The sequence below is a fragment of the Tenacibaculum litoreum genome (genome assembly GCF_964513915.1).
GTDB classification, from domain to species: Bacteria; Bacteroidota; Bacteroidia; order Flavobacteriales; family Flavobacteriaceae; genus Polaribacter; species Polaribacter litoreum.
In genome coordinates this window covers 597809-617248 of sequence record NZ_CAZEQS010000004.1, presented here as the reverse complement: position 1 = coordinate 617248, position 19440 = coordinate 597809, and the positions used below count along the sequence as shown (strand labels likewise).

The 19440-nt window shown below is 32.2% G+C and carries 15 protein-coding genes; 9 read left to right on the top strand and 6 right to left on the bottom strand.

Annotated features, from left to right (window positions below):
* The first annotated feature begins 121 nt into the window (after positions 1–121).
* The 8 genes from ACKTTR_RS14250 (at position 122) to ACKTTR_RS14215 (ending at position 13866) form a co-directional block, all read left to right on the top strand.
* Complete coding sequence (locus ACKTTR_RS14250; RefSeq protein ID WP_408028466.1) at positions 122–5182, top strand: immunoglobulin-like domain-containing protein; 5061 nt, start codon at positions 122–124, stop codon at positions 5180–5182.
* A 112-nt stretch (positions 5183–5294) separates the two neighbouring features.
* A complete protein-coding gene (locus ACKTTR_RS14245) occupies positions 5295–6653 on the top strand; it encodes a DEAD/DEAH box helicase (protein WP_408028465.1) in 1359 nt (452 codons plus the stop codon).
* The gene (locus tag ACKTTR_RS14240) at positions 6653–7015 is read left to right on the top strand and encodes a Na(+)-translocating NADH-quinone reductase subunit F (RefSeq protein ID WP_408028464.1); all 363 of its coding nucleotides are present in this window, start codon (positions 6653–6655) and stop codon (positions 7013–7015) included. The genes ACKTTR_RS14245 and ACKTTR_RS14240 overlap by 1 nt, the downstream gene beginning before the upstream one ends.
* A 337-nt stretch (positions 7016–7352) precedes the next feature.
* Entirely contained in the window at positions 7353–7916 is a 564-nt protein-coding gene (locus tag ACKTTR_RS14235; protein WP_408028463.1) for a uracil-DNA glycosylase family protein, read from the top strand.
* A gap of 61 nt (positions 7917–7977) precedes the next feature.
* Entirely contained in the window at positions 7978–9177 is a 1200-nt protein-coding gene (gene hflX, locus ACKTTR_RS14230; RefSeq protein ID WP_408028462.1) for a GTPase HflX, read from the top strand.
* Positions 9178–9541: 364 nt separating this feature from the next.
* Positions 9542–10249 (top strand): energy transducer TonB, encoded by a 708-nt coding sequence (locus ACKTTR_RS14225; RefSeq protein WP_408028461.1) that lies wholly within the window; start codon positions 9542–9544, stop codon positions 10247–10249.
* 111 nt (positions 10250–10360) lie between these two features.
* Positions 10361–11095 (top strand): energy transducer TonB, encoded by a 735-nt coding sequence (locus ACKTTR_RS14220; protein ID WP_408028460.1) that lies wholly within the window; start codon positions 10361–10363, stop codon positions 11093–11095.
* Between the two features lie 44 nt (positions 11096–11139).
* Positions 11140–13866, top strand: coding sequence for a TonB-dependent receptor (locus ACKTTR_RS14215; protein WP_408028459.1), 2727 nt, complete (start codon positions 11140–11142; stop codon positions 13864–13866).
* Positions 13867–13943: 77 nt separating this feature from the next.
* On the opposite strand, the gene ACKTTR_RS14210 is transcribed toward ACKTTR_RS14215, so the two are convergent.
* From ACKTTR_RS14210 to ACKTTR_RS14185, 6 genes are all read right to left on the bottom strand, one after another.
* The gene (locus tag ACKTTR_RS14210; RefSeq protein WP_408028458.1) at positions 13944–15017 is read right to left on the bottom strand and encodes a CNNM domain-containing protein; all 1074 of its coding nucleotides are present in this window, start codon (positions 15015–15017) and stop codon (positions 13944–13946) included.
* A gap of 84 nt (positions 15018–15101) precedes the next feature.
* Positions 15102–15941 (bottom strand): DUF3078 domain-containing protein, encoded by an 840-nt coding sequence (locus ACKTTR_RS14205; protein WP_408028457.1) that lies wholly within the window; start codon positions 15939–15941, stop codon positions 15102–15104.
* Positions 15942–16020: 79 nt separating this feature from the next.
* Positions 16021–16971, bottom strand: coding sequence for a DUF3078 domain-containing protein (locus tag ACKTTR_RS14200; protein ID WP_408028456.1), 951 nt, complete (start codon positions 16969–16971; stop codon positions 16021–16023).
* 29 nt (positions 16972–17000) lie between these two features.
* Entirely contained in the window at positions 17001–17513 is a 513-nt protein-coding gene (locus ACKTTR_RS14195; RefSeq protein WP_408028455.1) for a DUF2480 family protein, read from the bottom strand.
* 22 nt (positions 17514–17535) lie between these two features.
* Positions 17536–17856 carry a DUF59 domain-containing protein gene (locus ACKTTR_RS14190; protein WP_115899355.1) on the bottom strand — a complete coding sequence of 107 codons (321 nt, stop codon included), beginning with the start codon at positions 17854–17856 and terminating at the stop codon, positions 17536–17538.
* Between the two features lie 15 nt (positions 17857–17871).
* On the bottom strand, positions 17872–18297 hold the full coding sequence (locus tag ACKTTR_RS14185) for a SufE family protein (protein WP_408028454.1): 426 nt from the start codon (positions 18295–18297) through the stop codon (positions 17872–17874).
* Between the two features lie 192 nt (positions 18298–18489).
* Here ACKTTR_RS14185 and ACKTTR_RS14180 point away from each other — a divergent pair, with 192 nt between their 5' ends.
* Positions 18490–19416: a PfkB family carbohydrate kinase gene (locus ACKTTR_RS14180; protein ID WP_408028453.1), complete on the top strand. Its 927-nt coding sequence runs from the start codon at positions 18490–18492 to the stop codon at positions 19414–19416.
* The last annotated feature ends 24 nt before the right edge of the window (positions 19417–19440 follow it).

Below are 19440 nucleotides of genomic sequence, written 5' to 3'. Positions count from 1 at the left end.
TTTTCTTTATACTGTTGATTTTAAGTATTTGATACCCTTTTGCTACCTTGATTTTCTTTAGGGATTAGCATTATTTTTATTTTTTTGCTTTCGATAAAATCATTCTAACCTAACTCGTAATATGGCAAAAAAAATACTCTCACTAATTGCTTTATTTTTTTCATTAGTAGTATCAGCTCAAACTACTTCCATACCAGATTCAGCTTTTGAACAAGCTTTAATTGATTTGAATATCGATTCTGATGGTGTTGTTAACGGTATTGTACTAACCTCAGATATTTCATCAGTGACAAGTTTAGATGTTAAAAACAAAAACATTCAAGATTTAACAGGTATAGAAGACTTTACAGCTTTAGAGTTACTTAATGTTAGAAATAATAAACTTACCGAATTAGACATCTCCAACAATGTAGAGTTAACTATACTACATTGTGGAGCTAACTTAATTTCAAGACTAGATTTAACGAATAATAATAAACTGGTAAGTTTAATAGCCGAAAACAACAATCTAACAAGGGTTATTCCTAACGTTTTACCAATCTCTTTAAAGTATATTAATTTGGCAGGTAACAAAATGTCGTCATTAGATTTAAGTAATTTGATAAATTTGGGAGCCTTATGGTTAACTAATTGTCCAAATTTAGAGTATTTAAATGTAAGGAACGGTAATAATACTAGTATAACCAATGCAGGTAATTTCGATATTCGAACTAACCCTTTACTGGATTGTGTTATGGTAGACGATCCTAGTTTCAGTGATACTTATTGGACCAATAAAGATGCACATACAATGTTCAATACTTTTTGTGAGGAATATGTATACGTTCCAGATGATAATTTTGAACAAGCATTAATTGATTTAGGCTACGATAATGTGTTGGACGATTATGTTTTAAAGTCAAACATAAGTGCAGTAACATCATTAGAAATAGAAGAGAAAGGTATCTCAGACTTAACTGGTATAGAAAGTTTTACAGCATTAACATTTTTAAGAATTAGAGGAAATAACTTGTCGGAGTTAGATCTTTATAGTAATACAAAATTAGAGAACTTATTCGCGGGGTATAATACTTTATCTTCTATAGATTTATCAACAAACACAAAACTAGTTCGTTTAGCTCTCGAGGGTAATAAATTAGAAAAACTGATAATGCCAAGTTCAGCAGTAAATCTTTCTGAATTTAATGTTGCTGAAAACAACCTTACAGAAATTGATTTGAGTAGCTATCCAAACTTAGTTTTGACTATAATGAAGGATAATCCGTTCCTTGAAAAATTTTCAATAAAAAACGGGAATAATAGTGGGCTAAGAGTTTTCCAAGCTACTAACACACCTTTGTTGTATTGTATAGATGTGGATGATGTATCGTATAGCGAAACCAATTGGACAAATAAAGATGCCCATACTAATTTTAGTCAAAATTGTTTTAATGACTATGCTTATGTTCCAGATGATAATTTTGAACAGGCACTAATTGATTTAGGGTATGATGATGTATTAGATAATTATGTTTTAACAGCAAATATCGATTCTGTAACTATTTTAAATCTTTACAATAAGAATATTAGTGACCTTACTGGAATTGAGCGATTCACAGCTTTAAAGGATTTAGATTGTAGAGTAAATAATCTATCAGAGCTAGATGTTTCAAGTAATACAGAACTAACAGATTTATTATGTGGTAGTAACAATATTACAAAACTTGATATTAGTGCCAATACCAAGCTAATATATTTTGCAGCAGAAGGAAATGGATTAACTGAATTATTACCATCAAGTTTGCCAACGAGTATTTTCAGCTTAAACCTTAATGATAATTATCTGGCAGCAATAGATTTATCGGGTATGACTAATTTAAAACATATAAGGTTAAGAGATAACCCTTATTTAGGAGAACTAACCTTAAAAGACATTGATGAAACTAAAATCCTAACTTTCGAGACCATAAATACTCCAGAGTTGTATTGTATTCAAGTGGATAATCCTAACTATAGTACTGCCAATTGGACAACTATAGATATACATACCTCATTTAGCGATTATTGCCGTTTTGATTCTGTTTATGTTCCAGATGATAACTTTGAGCAGGCATTGATAGATTTAGGTTATGATGATGTGTTAGATAATTATGTATTAAAGGAAAATATCAATACTGTTTATAAATTAAATTTGAATGGAAAAGATATATCTGACTTAACAGGTATAAAAGGCTTTACTAACTTAGGTAGATTGTTTTTAATAGGTAATAACTTAACTGAACTTGATGTTTCTAGAAATCTAGAGTTAGGTGAAATTTACTGTGAGTTAAATAATATTTCAAAAATAGATGTATCACTCAACACAAAATTAACGAGATTATCTATTGGTAGCAATCCACTTACAGAATTATTGCCATCACAGTTAACGGAGAGTTTACTTGTTTTAGAGATTAGTTATAGTAAGTTAAAAGAGTTAGATGTTAGCGGGCTTCCTAACCTTCTTCAATTAAGGGTTTTTGGTAATAGTTTGTTGGAATATTTTAATATTAAAAATAACAACAATAAAAAAATTACGGCTTTTCAATCAACATCAAATCCCTTGCTACGCTGTATTGAAGTTGATAACCCTTTTTATAGTGCTATAAGTTGGTCCAGTATTGATGCACATACTAATTTTGGAGATGACTGTAAAGCTCCAGTTATTACACTAAAAGGAGCGAATCCACAAACAATAGAATTAGGAGCAGGCTATTCAGAATTAGGAGCTACGACAGATGATGGATCGGATGTTATTATCAACACTTCTAACTTTAGAGATGCAGTAGGAACCTATACCATTTATTACGATGCTATGGATGCTTCTTGGAATGCAGCAGACCAAGTAACCCGAACAGTGAATGTGATAGATACAACAGCACCTGTTATTACACTGAACGGAGCAAATCCACAAACGATAGAGTTGGGAGCGGGTTATTCAGAATTAGGAGCGACTACAGATGACGGATCTGATATTGTTACCAATACTTCTGAATTTAGAGATGAAATAGGAACCTATACTATTTATTATGATGCTACGGATGCTTCAGGAAATACAGCAGCACAAGTAACCCGAACAGTAAATGTAGTAGATACTGCACCGGTTATTACATTGGTAGGAGCAAACCCACAAAAAATAGAATTAGGAGCAGGTTATTCAGAATTGGGAGCAACCACAAATGACGGATCCGATGTTGTTATCAATACTTCTGAGTTTAGAAATGCAATAGGGACCTATACAATTTATTACGATGCTACGGATGCTTATGGAAATAAAGCAGACCAAGTCACTCGAATCGTTCAAGTAGTAGATACCACTGCGCCAGTAATTACACTAAACGGAACATTCATACAAATAATAGAATTAGGAACAGGCTATTTAGAATTGGGGGCAACCACAGATGATGGATCGGATGTTATTATCAATTCTTCTAATTTTAGAGATGCCGTAGGGGCCTATCCAATTTTTTATGATGCTACGGATGCTTATGGAAATAAAGCAGACCAAGTCACTCGAATCGTTCAAGTAGTAGATACCACAGCGCCAGTGATTGCACTTAATGGAGGGAATCCACAAATAATAGAGTTAGGATCAGGTTATTCTGAATTGGGAGCGACTACAGATGACGGATCGGATGTTGTTATCAATACTTCTGAGTTTAGAGATGCAGTTGGAACTTACACCGTTTATTACAATGCTACGGATGCTTCAGGTAATTCAGCAGACCAAGTAACCCGAACAGTGAATGTGGTAGATACCACAGCACCAGTAATTACATTAAGTGGAGCGAACCCACAAACAATAGAGTTAGGAGCAGGTTATTCAGAATTGGGGGCAATCACAGATGATGGATCTGATGTTGTTATCAATACTTCCGAATTTGTAGATACAGTAGGAACCTATACGATTTATTATGATGCTATGGACGCTTCTGGAAATTCAGCAGACCAAGTCACCCGAACAATAAATGTGGTAGATACCACAGCACCAGTAATTACACTAAATGGAGCCAATCCACAAACGATAGAATTAGGATCAGGCTATTCAGAATTAGGAGCTACGACAGATGATGGGTCGGATATTATTATCAATGCTTCTGAATTTCTAGATGCTGTAGGAACCTACACAATTTATTATGATGCTACGGATGTTTCAGGGAATACAGCACAAGTAACCCGAACGGTGAATGTGGTAGATATAACTGCACCAGTTATTAGTTTAATAGGAGACAACCCACAAACGATAGAGTTGGGAGCAGGCTATTCGGAATTGGGAGCCACTACAGATGATGGATCGGATATTATTATCAATGCTTCTGAATTTGTAGATGCTGTAGGAACCTACACAATTTATTATAATGCTACTGGTGATTCAGGGAGTTCAGCGGAACAAGTAACTAGAACAGTAAATGTAGTAGATACAACTGTACCTAAGGCAAACTGTATTTCAGAAGCCATCTTTTCTTTAGATGAAACAGGAAGTTATGTGATTGAAGCCAAGGATATAGATAATGGATCAACCGATTTATCAGGAATCAAGTCTTTGAGTATTGATAGAAATTCTTTTAACTGTTCAGATGTAGGAAACCCGATTATTGTCACATTAACTGTTATTGATAACAACGATTTGGTGGCTACATGTACTACAACGATAAGAGTGGTAGATACTTCATATCCTGTGTTTGATGTAACTACTTTACCAAATGATATGGTTGTTGGAGTTAACAATACAGAGAATAATGGATATATATTGGAAGATTTTAGAAATCAAATTACAGTTACAGATAATTGTGCCAGTATATTAAGTGTGGAACAATATCCTTCACCAGAACAAATATTGACAGCAGGAGACCATACCATTACTATTGAAGTTTTTGACAATTATAATAATTATAGTTTCCATGAATTTGTTATAACGGTTGATAAATCTCTGAGCACGGGAGGTGATGATGAGAGTAATGAGCTTATTTTATATCCTAATCCGACAACAGGGAAAATATATTTTTCCATTGAAGTAGAAAAAGTTGAATTATTCAATTTAGCTAGTCAAAAAATAATGCAAAGTTCAGGTAAGGAGGTTGATTTGGCGAATTTATCATCAGGTATTTATTTTGTTCGTTCTTACACTCAAAAAGGAATAAAGGTGTTTAAGATCATAAAAGAATAGGTGCTACTTTATTAGTAAGAGCCTCTTTTTAAAGGTTAGATGTTTCTAAAAATAATAACTGTAATTAATTAAACAAAAATATTGGTTGTACCTTTGCAGCAAATTATTGTTAATGACTACTTTTCAAGATTTAGACTTATCAAACCCATTAAGAAATTCGATTGAAGAATTAGGTTTTGTAAATCCAACACCTATTCAAGAACAAGCGTTTCCTGTAATTCGTTCAGGAAAAGATGTAGTGGGAATAGCACAAACAGGTACAGGTAAAACCTTTGGGTATTTACTACCAATATTACGTGATTTAAAGTTTTCAAAACAACAACATCCAAGAGTGATGATATTGGTGCCTACACGAGAATTAGTAGTGCAGGTGGTAGAAGAGATTGAAAAGTTAGCAAAATACATGACCTTACGTACTATTGGGGTGTATGGAGGAGTCAACTTAAATCGCCATAAAGAAGCAGTAATTCAAGGTGCAGATATTATTGTTGCTACTCCAGGACGGTTGTACGATTTAGCGTTAAGTAACGTATTGAAATTAAAGTCTATTCAGAAATTAGTAATTGATGAAGTAGATGTAATGCTCGATTTAGGCTTTCGCTTTCAGTTGTTAAACATTTTTGATTTATTACCTCAAAGACGTCAAAATATCATGTTTTCAGCAACCATGACGGAGGATGTGGAAGCTTTAATTGATGATTTTTTTATTGCTCCACATAAAATAGCGATTGCAGTTAGTGGAACACCACTAGACAATATTCAGCAAACGAGTTATGATGTTCCTAATTTTTACACAAAAGTCAATTTATTAAACTATTTATTATTTGATAAATCTGAGTTTAGTAAAGTGTTAGTGTTTGCGCCTAATAAGCGAAATGCAGATAGGTTATTTGATTGTGTTGCTGAAGAATATCCTTCGCAAGCTTGTGTTATTCACTCAAACAAAACGCAGAACTATCGTTTACGTTCCATAGAACAATTCAATAAAGGAGAAAAGCGAATTTTAATCGCTACCGATGTAATTGCTCGTGGATTAGATTTAGAAGAAATTACACATGTAATCAATTTTAATACACCACATTTTCCAGAAAACTACATGCACAGAATAGGTCGTACAGGACGTGCAGAGCATGAAGGGAAAACTATTTTATTTGCTACAGAAAAAGAACAAGAAGCAAAACAACGAATAGAAGAGTTGATGGATTACACGATTCCGAAGTTAGAAATTCCAGAACAGGTAGAAATCTCAAAAGAATTAACTGAAGAAGAGCGCCCGAAAGAAGAACGAGAAATTAATAAGAACAGAACTTCCCAAGAATATATTCCTGGTCCAGCTTTTCACGAGAAGAAAGAAAAGAACAAAAAAACGAATCAGGGAGGTTCATATCGAAGAGAAATTGCTAAGAAGTATAAAAAACCTAAAACAAGAGGAGACAAAAACTATAACAAACGCAATAAGAAAAGAAAATAATGCAAGCACTTACAGAACAAGAACTTCATAATTTAGGAATGAATATTGTAGGGAAAAAGCTACAAGAAATGGGGTATGAGTTTATTGCAGTAAATAGTGAGTTAAAAAGACACCCACAGTTCGTATTATATAAAAAAGGAGAGTCTACAATTTTTGTATTAGTAAAAACTACGAACAATATCCAATCACCACAAGAGTATGATGTATTGTGGATGGAAACATTTAAAAAGCACGCAGAAAAACAAAATGCTAAGGTTTGGTACGCAGGCATAGGAATAGCAAATGCGGAAAGTGTAGATTTACCTGTCTTTAAAGACAAACCATATTATGTTGCTTTTGATGATTTTGTAAAAATTTTATAAAACCTACTTTACTAACTTTCATGTTAATTATCCTTTTTCACTGATTCAAAAAGAGTGATTTAGTAGATTGAAAAGGGTATAAACCCTATTAGAGTTCAGATAGTTGTATGTTAATTTTACCTCAGGGAAATTAATAAAATATCTAAAAAAATGAAAAGACAACTACTAACCAAAAAAGGGAAAAAATTAATGAAAACTATTATGGCATTCTTATCAGATTTAGGTAATGGTGCTAGTTATGCAATTAACAATTAAGGTTTAAATAGTTAGAACCGAAAAACACTCGTTTTATAATGTAATCGAGTGTTTTTTTATACATAAATATTAAATTTACAGTGTGGAGAATCTTTTAAAAGAAATAAAAGACTGTAAGATTTGTGAGAAGTATATAGACCCCAACCCTGTAGTTCTTGCTAGTAAAAAGTCAAAAATCATTATTATAGGTCAAGCACCTGGAATCAAAGTACATGAATCTGGGATTCCTTGGAATGATGCTAGTGGAAAACAGCTTAGGAAATGGTTGGATGTTACTGATGAGGAGTTTTATGATACAAACAACTTTGGAATAATTCCTATGGGGTTCTGTTATCCAGGAAAAGGAAAAACAGGAGACTTACCTCCAAGAAAAGAGTGTGCTCCACAATGGCATCAATCTTTATTAAAAGAAATATCAGAAGTTAAGCTGATTATTTTAATAGGAATGTATGCTCAAAACTATTATTTAAAAGAGAAAGCAAAACGAACACTTACCGAAACAGTGAATGCTTTTGGAGAGTACTTGCCTAAGTATTTTGTATTACCCCATCCCTCACCAAGAAATCGATTTTGGTTAACCAAAAACCCATGGTTTGAAAAAGAAGTTTTACCTATGTTAAAAAATACGGTAAAAAAGCTGATATAGTGATTTTAATACCAAAAGAAAGTTAAATACATGCGTTGATAAATTTGTACTTTTGCAATGTATGATAGAAACAAGAGAAGCCATATCAGAAAAAGCGGTTTTAATAGGTATTATAACCCAACATCAAGATGAAAAGAAATCGGAAGAATATCTTGATGAACTAGAATTTTTAACACATACAGCAGGAGGACTTGCTGTTAAGAGGTTTGTTCAAAAATTAGACAAACCACACCCCAAAACTTTTATTGGAACAGGTAAATTAGAAGATGTAAAAGCATATATAGATTCCAATGATATAGGAACAGCCATTTTTGATGATGAGCTATCGCCAGCGCAACTTAGGAATGTTGAACGCTTTTTAGATTGTAAAATTTTAGATAGGACTAACTTAATACTCGATATTTTTGCAAGTAGAGCACAAACAAGCTCAGCAAAAGCTCAAGTTGAATTAGCACAATACCAATATTTATTACCTCGATTAACCAGAATGTGGACACACCTTGATAAGCAAAAAGGAGGTATTGGTATGCGTGGTCCTGGGGAAACAGAAATAGAAACTGACCGTCGTATTATTCGTGATAAAATATCGTTACTAAAAAAGAAGTTGGTAACTATTGACAAGCAAATGTCCATACAACGAAAAAATCGTGGAAAAATGGTGCGTGTTGCTTTGGTAGGGTATACTAATGTTGGTAAATCTACCTTAATGAACGTTATTAGTAAAAGTGAGGTGTTTGCAGAAAATAAACTATTTGCAACGCTTGATACTACAGTTAGAAAAGTAGTAATAAAAAATATTCCTTTTTTAATGACAGATACCGTTGGGTTCATTAGAAAATTACCAACACAACTGGTAGAATCTTTTAAGTCTACTTTAGATGAAGTTCGTGAAGCAGACTTATTATTACATGTCGTAGATATTTCACACCCAAACTTTGAAGATCATATAGCTTCTGTAAATAAAATTTTAGATGAGATAGATAGTAAGGATAAGCCTACAGTTATGGTATTTAATAAAATAGACGCTTATACTCACGAAACTATTGATGAAGATGATTTAGTAACAGAAAAAACAAAAGAACATTATACGTTAGAAGATTGGAAAAGAACGTGGATGAATGATTTGGAAGCAGAAAGTATTTTTATTTCAGCATTGAACAAAGATAACTTAGAAAACTTTAAAGATAAAGTGTATGAAGAAGTAAAAAAAATACACATTCAGCGTTTCCCATATAATGATTTCTTGTATCAAGAATATTAGTTTTTACACTAATAAAACACAACAATAACTTAAAAAGAACTTAAAGAATTGTAACTTTAAGTTCTTTTTTATTATATTTATAATCGCTAAAGTAGTTTTTTCTACATTTTATAAAGCATTGTAAATTAATATTTTTAACCATTTTATCCCCCTAGAAATGAAAAATAATAAAACTTCACAAACAAAATCTAGACGATTTTCATTAGATCAATTAGTTAATAAGAAAGCTTAAATCCAACTTCAATAGTTTAACCTTATTTAACCAGTTAACTTGCCAAGTATTCATAAAGTTTTAAGTATAAAATTTAAAACTAGATGAAATGTCCGCTCTTTTTGAGTTACCATGTGTTAATCTGAATAGATCATGATGAAAAATATAATATCCCTCTTGTTACTGTGTTGTGGTTTACAATTTACCATAGCACAAGAGAAGTGTACATCTGAAAATCTTCATTCAGTAGATGTAAACGTAGTTGACAAGTGTTTAGTAGAAAAAAAAGTAGAAAAGAATATAGAGAAGACTCCTGTTGTTGTAACTACAATTTCTAGTAGAAGACATTTAAGAAAACGTATTTACTTTGAAAAAGTTATTAGTTTGGCTAATAGTATAGAAGCTAACAAAATTAAGTTGATAAAAACAACAAATGATTTAGCTACATGTCGTTTAAATAACATAGTTCCAATCACAAGAAAAATAACTAAGAAAGCTATTTCTTTTGATGTAGTAGATGAAATCCCTGTGTTTTTATCATGTAATGACCCTTTAAAGGATAAGGTGGATTGTTTTAATTATGAAATGCAAAATCATATAATCAACACACTAGTTTATCCTGAAAAAGCCTTAGATAAGGGGATAGAAGGAGAAGTGTTGGTAAGTTTTGTAATTGATGAAACAGGTAAAGTAACAGATATTAAAACAGAAGGACAAAATGTACATGAGATTTTAAAAAATGAGGCAAAAAGAATTGTATTACTACTCCCTAACTTTACACCAGGTAAACAACAAGGAAAAAATACAAGTGTAGCATATAGCTTTCCTATGAACTTTAGCTTAAATAACTCTGAATATTAGAGTGTTAAAATAATTTATTTTATATAAAAAAAAGAATACCTTTGCACGTCATATTTTTCATTAATGATAATAGATAATTAGTTGATTGAAAAAATGTTAAACCCCTTAGGTATGAGAAAAATTATTTTAATAATAACGTTAGTTTGTTTTTATACAACTAATGTTGTGTCACAACGTGAAGTGTGTGAAACCCCAGAAGAGTCTTTAGTTGACTTAAATAGTATAACAAAATGTACCATCGCTCCAAAAAGTAAAAAGAACAATGGTACAAGACAAATCTCTGTAAAAGTATCGGCTAATAGAAGGTATTTAAAAAAGAGAGAAATATCAAAAAAGAAAGCTGTTTCAAGTGCTACTGAGTTATCTGGTGCAGGAACTGCGGCAATAGAAAGTACCACCCCCCAAACAGAGTTAAACCAGTCTTTAACTTTTAAAAACAACCTTGAAAATATAACAAGTAAACTATCGGCAGAAGAAGTTCGTAAAGCTGAAAAATTTACTACAGTTGATAGAATACCTTTGTTTTCTGCATGTGAAAAGACCAAGAAAAATGAAAGGTTAGACTGTTTTAATGTTGAAATGGTAAAGCATATTCAAAAACACTTCAGATACCCTAGTCAAGCGGTAAAAGAATCTATTCAAGGAGAAGTTTGGGTACGTTTTATTATTGATAAAAACGGTCAGGTGAAAAATATTAAAACCTTAGGACCAAAAAATGGAGAGTTACTAAACAACGAAGCTATTCGTGTAGTATCTCAATTACCACAGTTTATTCCTGCTAAAAAGTCAGGAGATGAAACCTCTGTAAAATACGGATTCCCTATTATGTTTGCTCTTGATGAGTAAATAAACCAATAATAACTTAATACAAATCAATTAAAATAAACATTATGTTTAAAAAACTACTATCCTTAGTTTTGGTAGTGTGTAGTATGTCTATTTATGCACAAACTACAGTAAATGGAAAAATTTACGACGAATACTTGGAGCCTTTTCCAAATGCAGTAATTCTGTCAGGAGAAGCAAGAGCAACTTCTGATTTTGAAGGAAAATTCACGTTACAAGTTAAGTCAACCTACCCTATAACTATACAAGTTTCTGCTTTTGGATATAAGACAGAAATAATAAATATTACTTCACAAGATCAAGAAGTAAACGTAATTTTAAAAGAAAGTGTAGCGTTAGATGAAGTTGTAATTTCAGCATCTAGATCACCTGAACGAGTTATCGAATCTCCTGTAACTATTGAAAGAATGGGGATTGTTGATGTTAAAAGAAATACTTCTGTTTCATTTTATGACGGATTAGTGAATTTAAAAGGAATTGAATCGCGTGAAGCAAATTATGGATTTAAATCTGTAAACTCTCGTGGTTTTTCTACTTTCGACAACACTCGATTTGTACAATTGGTTGATGGAGTAGAAACATCAATCCCTGCACTGAATTTCTCAGCAGGAAATATTATGGGACTTTCAGATTTAGATGTAAAAAATGTTGAAATTCTACCAGGAGCTTCTTCTGCCTTATATGGGGCAAATGCCTTTAACGGTATTTTGTTAATGAGAAGTAGAAATCCTTTTGATGATGCGGGTATTAGTACCTACATAAAAACAGGTAGTATGTCTCAAAAAGCGGCAGGTAACAATCCTTTTTATGATGCAGGAATTCGTATGGCATATAAGTTTAATGATTATGTAGCTGCTAAAGCTAATTTTACTTATTTCTCTGCTGAAGAATGGCATGCTGATGATACAAGAAATACGACAGGTATTGGAGGAACTGCTACTGATGGAGATAGAGTTACTAACACAGATTATGATGGTGTAAATGTATATGGAGATGATTTTAGTTTTAACCTAAATGATTTAAACCCAGCATTACCTTCTTTAGATGTTAGTAGAACAGGGTATAATGAAACAGACTTGACTAACTATAATGGATATAACTTAAAATTTGATGGGTCTATACATATCAGACCATGGGCAAATGACGCATTAGAAATTGTATTAAATTCTCGTTTTTCTCGTGGAGATAACACATACCAAGGAACAAATAGATTCTCTCAAAAAGGATACTTTATTGAGCAGTATAAACTAGAACTTATAGGAAAAAATTTCTTCTTAAGAGGTTATTATACTGGTAATGATTCTGGAAAGAGTCACGATTTACGATTTGCAGCTATTGCATTAAATGAAAAGTATAATCCAACCCAAAATTGGTATCAAGAATATGCTGGTATATATAGTGGAGCATTAACAGTTCCTGGATTTACTCCTTTTAACGATACTGATGCAAGAAGGTTTGCTAATAGAAATAGATACGTTCCAGGATCATCTGAATTTAAAACAGCTTTAGAAGAGGTAATCAATACTCCAATAAATAAAGGAGGAGCAGGGATTAAAGATGAAACTTCTTTTTATCATTTTGATGCTAATTATAACTTTAAAGATATAATTCGTTGGGGTGAGATTCAAGTAGGAGGTTCTTACCGCAAATTTGATATTAACTCAAACGGAACTTTATTTACTGATGAAAATGGTAGTATTGAGTTTGATATGGTAGGAGTTTATTCTCAAATTCAAAAGAAGTTTTTAGAAGATAGATTAAAGTTTACAGGATCTGTACGTTATGATAAATCTAAAAACTTTGAAGGAAACTTCTCGCCAAGGGTAGCATTAAACTATTCTTTAGGGGAGTCAAAAAACCATATTTTAAGAGCTTCTTATCAAACAGGATTTAGAAACCCTAGTACTTTAGAGCAATACTTCGGGTTACGTTCAGGGCCAAGTAAGTATATTTTAGGTACTTCTCAAGAAAACTTAGATCGTTTCTCTACTATAGTAGTTAATCAAGATGGTTCTACTAGCGAAATTACAGGTAGGCAAGCTTTTGGAAATGCTTTAGTTGGAACAGATAACAGAGTTAAACTTGACGTGAATCCAATTAAACCAGAAAAGGTTACTTCATACGAAGTTGGATATAGAAGTATTATCGACTTAAATAGTAGAAATATATTAGAATTGGATATCAATGGTTATTATAACCAGTATAATGACTTTGTAGCATTCAAAGATGTTATTGTAGCTAATTATGGAGGTTTAGAAGCAGATGGGACACCAGATGCACAAGCTGATGCGGCAATAGATAACGGAGACTATACATCGTTTGTTCTTAATACAAATACATCAGCGAATGTAGACTCATATGGTGTAGGTATAGGTTTAAATACAAAAGTATTCAAGGCATTTAACTTAGGAGCTAACTATACATATTCAAAATTAGTTTTTGATCAAAGTGATGACCCTACTTTTAAAGCAGGATTTAATACTCCAGAACATCAAGTAAAAGTAATGTTTGGAAATCCAAACTTGTTTAAAAATTTTGGATTTAATGTGAACTTAAGATGGCAAGATGAGTTCTATTGGCAATCAAGCTTCTTAGATGATACAGTAGATGCAAGAACTGTATTAGATGCACAGATAAACTATAGAGTACCTGCTATTAAATCAAGATTTAAATTAGGAGGAACTAACTTAACAGGTAATGAGTATATGGTAGCACCAGGATCAGGATTAATTGGTTCTATGTACTATGTTTCTTGGACAATTAATGACTAGAAATAGTTTAAACTATAAAACAAAAAAGAGGCGTGAATTAATTCACGCCTCTTTTTTGTTTTATAAACTTAAGGTTATTATTCGTTTTCAGAATCGTTTATAATTCCTAATCGCTTAGCACGCTGTTCCCAGCTTTTTCTAGCTAAGCTTTGTAGATTAGCTACGTTGTCGCTCTCATCCATTATTTCATAGCCTAAAAGCGTTTCTATAACGTCTTCTTGAGTTACTAAACCACTAACAGCTCCGTATTCATCTACAACTAAAGCTAGATGCTCTCTTTGTTCAATTAATTTTTCAAATAAATTAGGGATAGACAATTCTCTACTGGCTATTATAATTTCTCTTTTAATTGTTTTTAAAGGTTCATTTCCTTTGTTGTCAACTAAAGAAAGTAATAATTGATCCTTTAAAACATATCCAGTTATATTATCTGGATTTCCAGCATATACAGGTATTCTAGAAAAGCGTAAAGGTCTATTTTCATTAAAAAAAGATTCAATACTTTGGTTTTCATCAGCAGTAGTAAGTACCGTACGAGGCGTCATAATATGTTTAGCTTGAACTTCTTTAAAGTTTAGCATGTTTCTAATTACTTTACCTTCACTTTCATGAAAAACACCTTCTTGCTCAGCAATATCGGTCATAGCAGAAAAGTCCTCTCTACTTAAAACACTTTCTCCATGGGCTCCTTTACCAAATAGCTTTGTAAATAGTTGTAGTGTCCATATAATACCAGTGTATTTACAAAAGAAAATTAATATATTTAAAGCCTTGGTTGTAAAGCCAGCTAGAGATTTCCAGTAAGTTGCTCCAATAGTTTTAGGGATAATTTCAGATGCAACCAAAATTAAAATGGTCATTATAGCAGAAACGATAAAAACACCGTTTCCATCATCACTAAATATTTTCTTTGCTTGCGCACCAACTAAGATAGCTCCTACAGTATGAGCAATAGTATTTACAGTTAAGATAGCAATAAGAGGTTTGTCCACATCTTTTTTCAAAGCTTCAAGATCGCTCGCATAAGCTTTCTCTTCTTTCTTTTTAACATTTACAAAAGTAGGGGTAACACTCAATAATACAGCTTCTAGTATAGAGCATAAAAAAGAGAAAAATATAGATAAGGTGGCGTAAACAATTAATAATGTCATTCGTTAAAATTTTTAGGCTAAAATACGTAAAAAAGAAAACCTCAAGAATATGTTCTTGAGGTTTTACTATTATGTTTTATTCTTCTAGAAACCGTAATTTATTCCTAGACCAAATACTTCTCTAGTTTGAAATCCTTCAAAGGCATTGTCGTCATAAATTGCTTGCATTGAAAGATTCGCAGATAAATATTTATTTACCTTCATTACTACGTTAATAGTATAGTCGATGTCTACATTTTGAAAATCTTCAAGGTAGTTACTATATAGGTTTAAAATATTTTCTACAGAAACGTTTTTCATCACATCTAATTTATAATAAGCGTTAACTGCAGCACCTAGTTCATAACGGGTAGTTTCGTTTTGATCTACTCCAAAAGCAGGACCTAAATCAGTTAGGTGTTTGTGTACATAAATTAATTTAGAAGTTGCAGGAGCGATGTTTACTTTTAAATTATCATGTTTTTTCCAAAGCATACCAGGTCCAAACTGAAAATATGCTGGAGAAAAGAAATGGGATGTCTGCTCACCAGAAACATAGGTAGAAGACATTTGAGTCTTAAAGTTGAAAAAAGTAGAGTAATACCAATATCCGCTAGCTTTTTTTCCTAATAAAGAGTTTAACTCTAAACGGTCATCGGTTTTTTGTACTTCCTCTCCTTTTAATTTTGTTAAACCATAAGAAACAATTAGTTTATTATCCCAAGCCCAATCACCTTTAGTGTAATTAAAATCATAGTTTAACCCAATAGTACCAGAAATGTTATTTGTACCACCAGCTAACCAATTATTAAAAGCAGATTGATTGAATAGAAAAGAGATATTACCACTTCTTTTCCATCCTTCTTTAGGTTCTTCTTTTTTTTCTTCTTGAGCATTAACTGTTAATGTTCCAAATAAAACAGCAATAGCTAATAATTTTTTCATTTTAATAGTTTTAAATTAATTTTAGAGGGCGCGAATTTACGCTTAACCGAAGGTTTAGACAACAGCTTTACGCCAAAAGTCACGTCTTATGAAAAATATAATTCAAACCAAGACCAAATACTTCCTTAAATTGTATTTTACTTGAAGCATCATCATCTATAATAGCATGTAAAGCAAGATTTGTAGACAGGTTTTTGTTAATTTTAACAAAGATGTTTAGCTGATAGTCAATATCAATATTTTGTGGTTTGTTTAAATAATCTGAATATACCGCTACAATACTCTCCATAGTTACATCTTCCATTATTTTACTTTTGAAGTATGCAGAAAGGTTGAAACCTAAACTGAAGTTTATATTTTTACCTTCATCTACACCGTATTTTCCTGAAAATTCATCAGAAACAAAAGTATAACGAGCCGTTGCAGGAGCAATGTTTATTCTTGCGTCATCGTTTCGCTTCCATAGCATACCAGGACCAAAGCTCCAATATGCAGGGGAAAAGAAATCTGAAACAGCTACTTTAGGTTCTTGTTTATAATCATAACCTCTAGTGTATTGGGTTTTAAAGTTACTAAAAAATGAGAAAAACCAGAGTTTTGAAGTTCTTAACCCTAGTAAAGAGTTGTATTCAAACTGGTCTTCGGTTTTTCTTACTCCTTGACCATCTACATAACTTAAACCATAAGCAGAAATAATTTTATTATCCCAGTTCCATTTTTTTCTTTTGTAGTTAAAATCGTACCCAAGTGTCATATTTCCAGCAACAGTATTATTTCCACCTGCTGCCCAATTGGAAAAAGATGATTGATTGAAAAGAAAAGTGTACTTACCTACAACAGTCCATTTTTTTGGAGGATTTTTCTTAACTAAAGGTTCTGCAAATACTCGGTAGTTAAATATAAAAGAAGCAAAGTCGGTGTCTAATGGTGAGTTTGCTAAACCTAGGGTAGATATACTATCTTTTTTAGTTTCTTGAGAAACTATAGAAAAAGAGTAACAAGAAAATAAGATTAAGAACAGCTTTTTCATTGGTAATTAAGTTGAGGAATTATATGAGTCTAATTATTTTTTCTCTTATAAAGTGGAACGGTTGAACAAGCTTCACCAAACATGATGGTTTTAGCAACAGGTTTAATTTTTTCAATTAATAATGTATATGCTGATGGTGGTATTGGCTTGTTAGCACACCCTTTAATTATTACAGGTTTGTCTTTGTAATCAGAGATGTTAAGCTGTTGAATTATCTCTTGATATATTACAGTTTCTAGCACTATTAAATCACCAACAACAACCTTTTTAGCAAAAGGAGTAAGCTCAGTAGTTAGTAAAAGATAAGCCCATGAAGGAATAATAGCATCAGTAGAACAAGTCAAGGAAACATAACTATCCTGGTATTGAGTCCAATCATGATTTTTTACAGACTCTCTAAAGTCTTTTTCACGAAGAATTAATTCTTCAAATAACCAATCTTTAATATCAAACATTACACGTTTACCTTGAGGATAAAAATCTTCAAGATCTATTGTAGTAAGCTTGCTATTAGCAACTCTATTTATAATTTCTTCTGCCATAAGTTTAATACGAGCTAAAAATTTAAAGCATTCCTAATTCTAATTTTGCTTCTTCACTCATCATGTCTTGTGTCCAAGTAGGGTCAAAAGTAATTTCAACTTCACAGTTGTTAATCTCCTTTAAAGTTTTTACTTTTTCTTCTACTTCAACAGGTAGTGTTTCAGCAACAGGACAGTTAGGAGAAGTTAATGTCATTAATATTTTGGCATCATTCTCTTCTGATATAAAAACATCGTAAATCAATCCTAGCTCATATATATCAACAGGTATTTCTGGATCGAAAATTGTTTTTAATACACGAACGATTTTATCTCCTAATTCTTCTAATTTATCTTCAGTCATAATTCTAAACTTCTTTTAATTCGCTAATTTACTTTGTTGAGCAATCGCATACATCTTTATTTGTTTTACCATTGATACTAATCCATTGGCACGAGTTGGACTTAAATGTTCTTTTAAGCCAATCTCATCAATAAAATCAGTATCGGCATCTAAAATAGCCTTAGGTGTTTGGTCAGAAAACACCCTCAATAATAAAGCCACAATTCCTTTTGTTAATATGGCATCACTATCAGCAGTAAACTCAATAGTGTCACCTTTTAATTTAGAATGCAACCATACCTTCGATTGGCATCCTTTAATTAAGTTTTCATCTAACTTGTAAGCTTCATCTATTAACGGCAGCGATTTACCTAGCTCAATAATGTACTCATAACGCTCCATCCAGTCTTCAAACATTGAAAACTCGTCAATAATTTCTTCTTGTATTTCTTTGATAGTCATTTTTTAAAACTATTTTTGCAAAGTCAAAAAGACCGTTTTTAATTAAAGACGCAAAATTACGACAAAAAAGGCAGTTGACATGAGAGTTTAAGCCTTAATGAGTAGAATTAGTAAAATTTTAAGTCTTAGTAATTTATAGAGACTTAATGAAACAAATACATTTCTTCAGTAGAAGGAATATTAAGTAGAGTTATGAGTAAATTATTAGCAGTAGGAACCGTAGCATTTGACGCTATTGAAACACCATTTGGAAAAACTGATAAAATTTTAGGAGGATCAGGAACGTTTGTTGGATTAGCAGCTTCACAATTTGGAGTGCAAACAGGAGTGGTTTCTGTAGTAGGAGGAGATTTTCCGCAATCATATCTAGATATGATGAACGAAAAAGGAATTAATACAGATGGAGTGGAGATCGTAAAAGAGGGAAAAACATTCTTTTGGAGTGGAAAGTACCATAACGATATGAATTCTCGTGATACTTTAGTGACAGAACTAAATGTATTAGAGCATTTTCAACCAGTAGTTCCAGAATCGTTTAAAGATGCACCTATTGTAATGTTAGGTAATTTACATCCGTTAACCCAAGCATCGGTTTTAGATCAAATGAATGAAAGACCTAAGTTAGTAGTATTAGATACTATGAACTTTTGGATGGATATAGCATTAAACGATTTACATGAAGTTTTAAAACGTGTAGATGTTATTACAATTAACGACGAAGAAGCACGTCAGTTAAGTGGAGAGTATTCTTTGGTAAATGCAGCAAAGAAAATTCATGAAATGGGACCAAAATACGTAGTAATTAAAAAAGGAGAACACGGAGCTTTGTTATTTAATGAAGGAAACATGTTCTTTGCACCAGCATTACCATTAGCAGAGGTGTTTGATCCAACTGGAGCTGGAGATACTTTCGCAGGAGGTTTTTGCGGATATTTAGCTAGAACAGAAGATATTTCATTTGAAAACATGAAGAGTGCAATTATCTACGGATCTAACTTAGCTTCGTTCTGTGTTGAGAAATTCGGAACACAACGTATGGAGGCGTTAACTGGTGAGGAGGTACAAGCACGTTTAAAAGCGTTTAAAGAATTAACACAATTTGATATAGCACTATCATAAACTATAAATCCGCGCTTTTTGGTG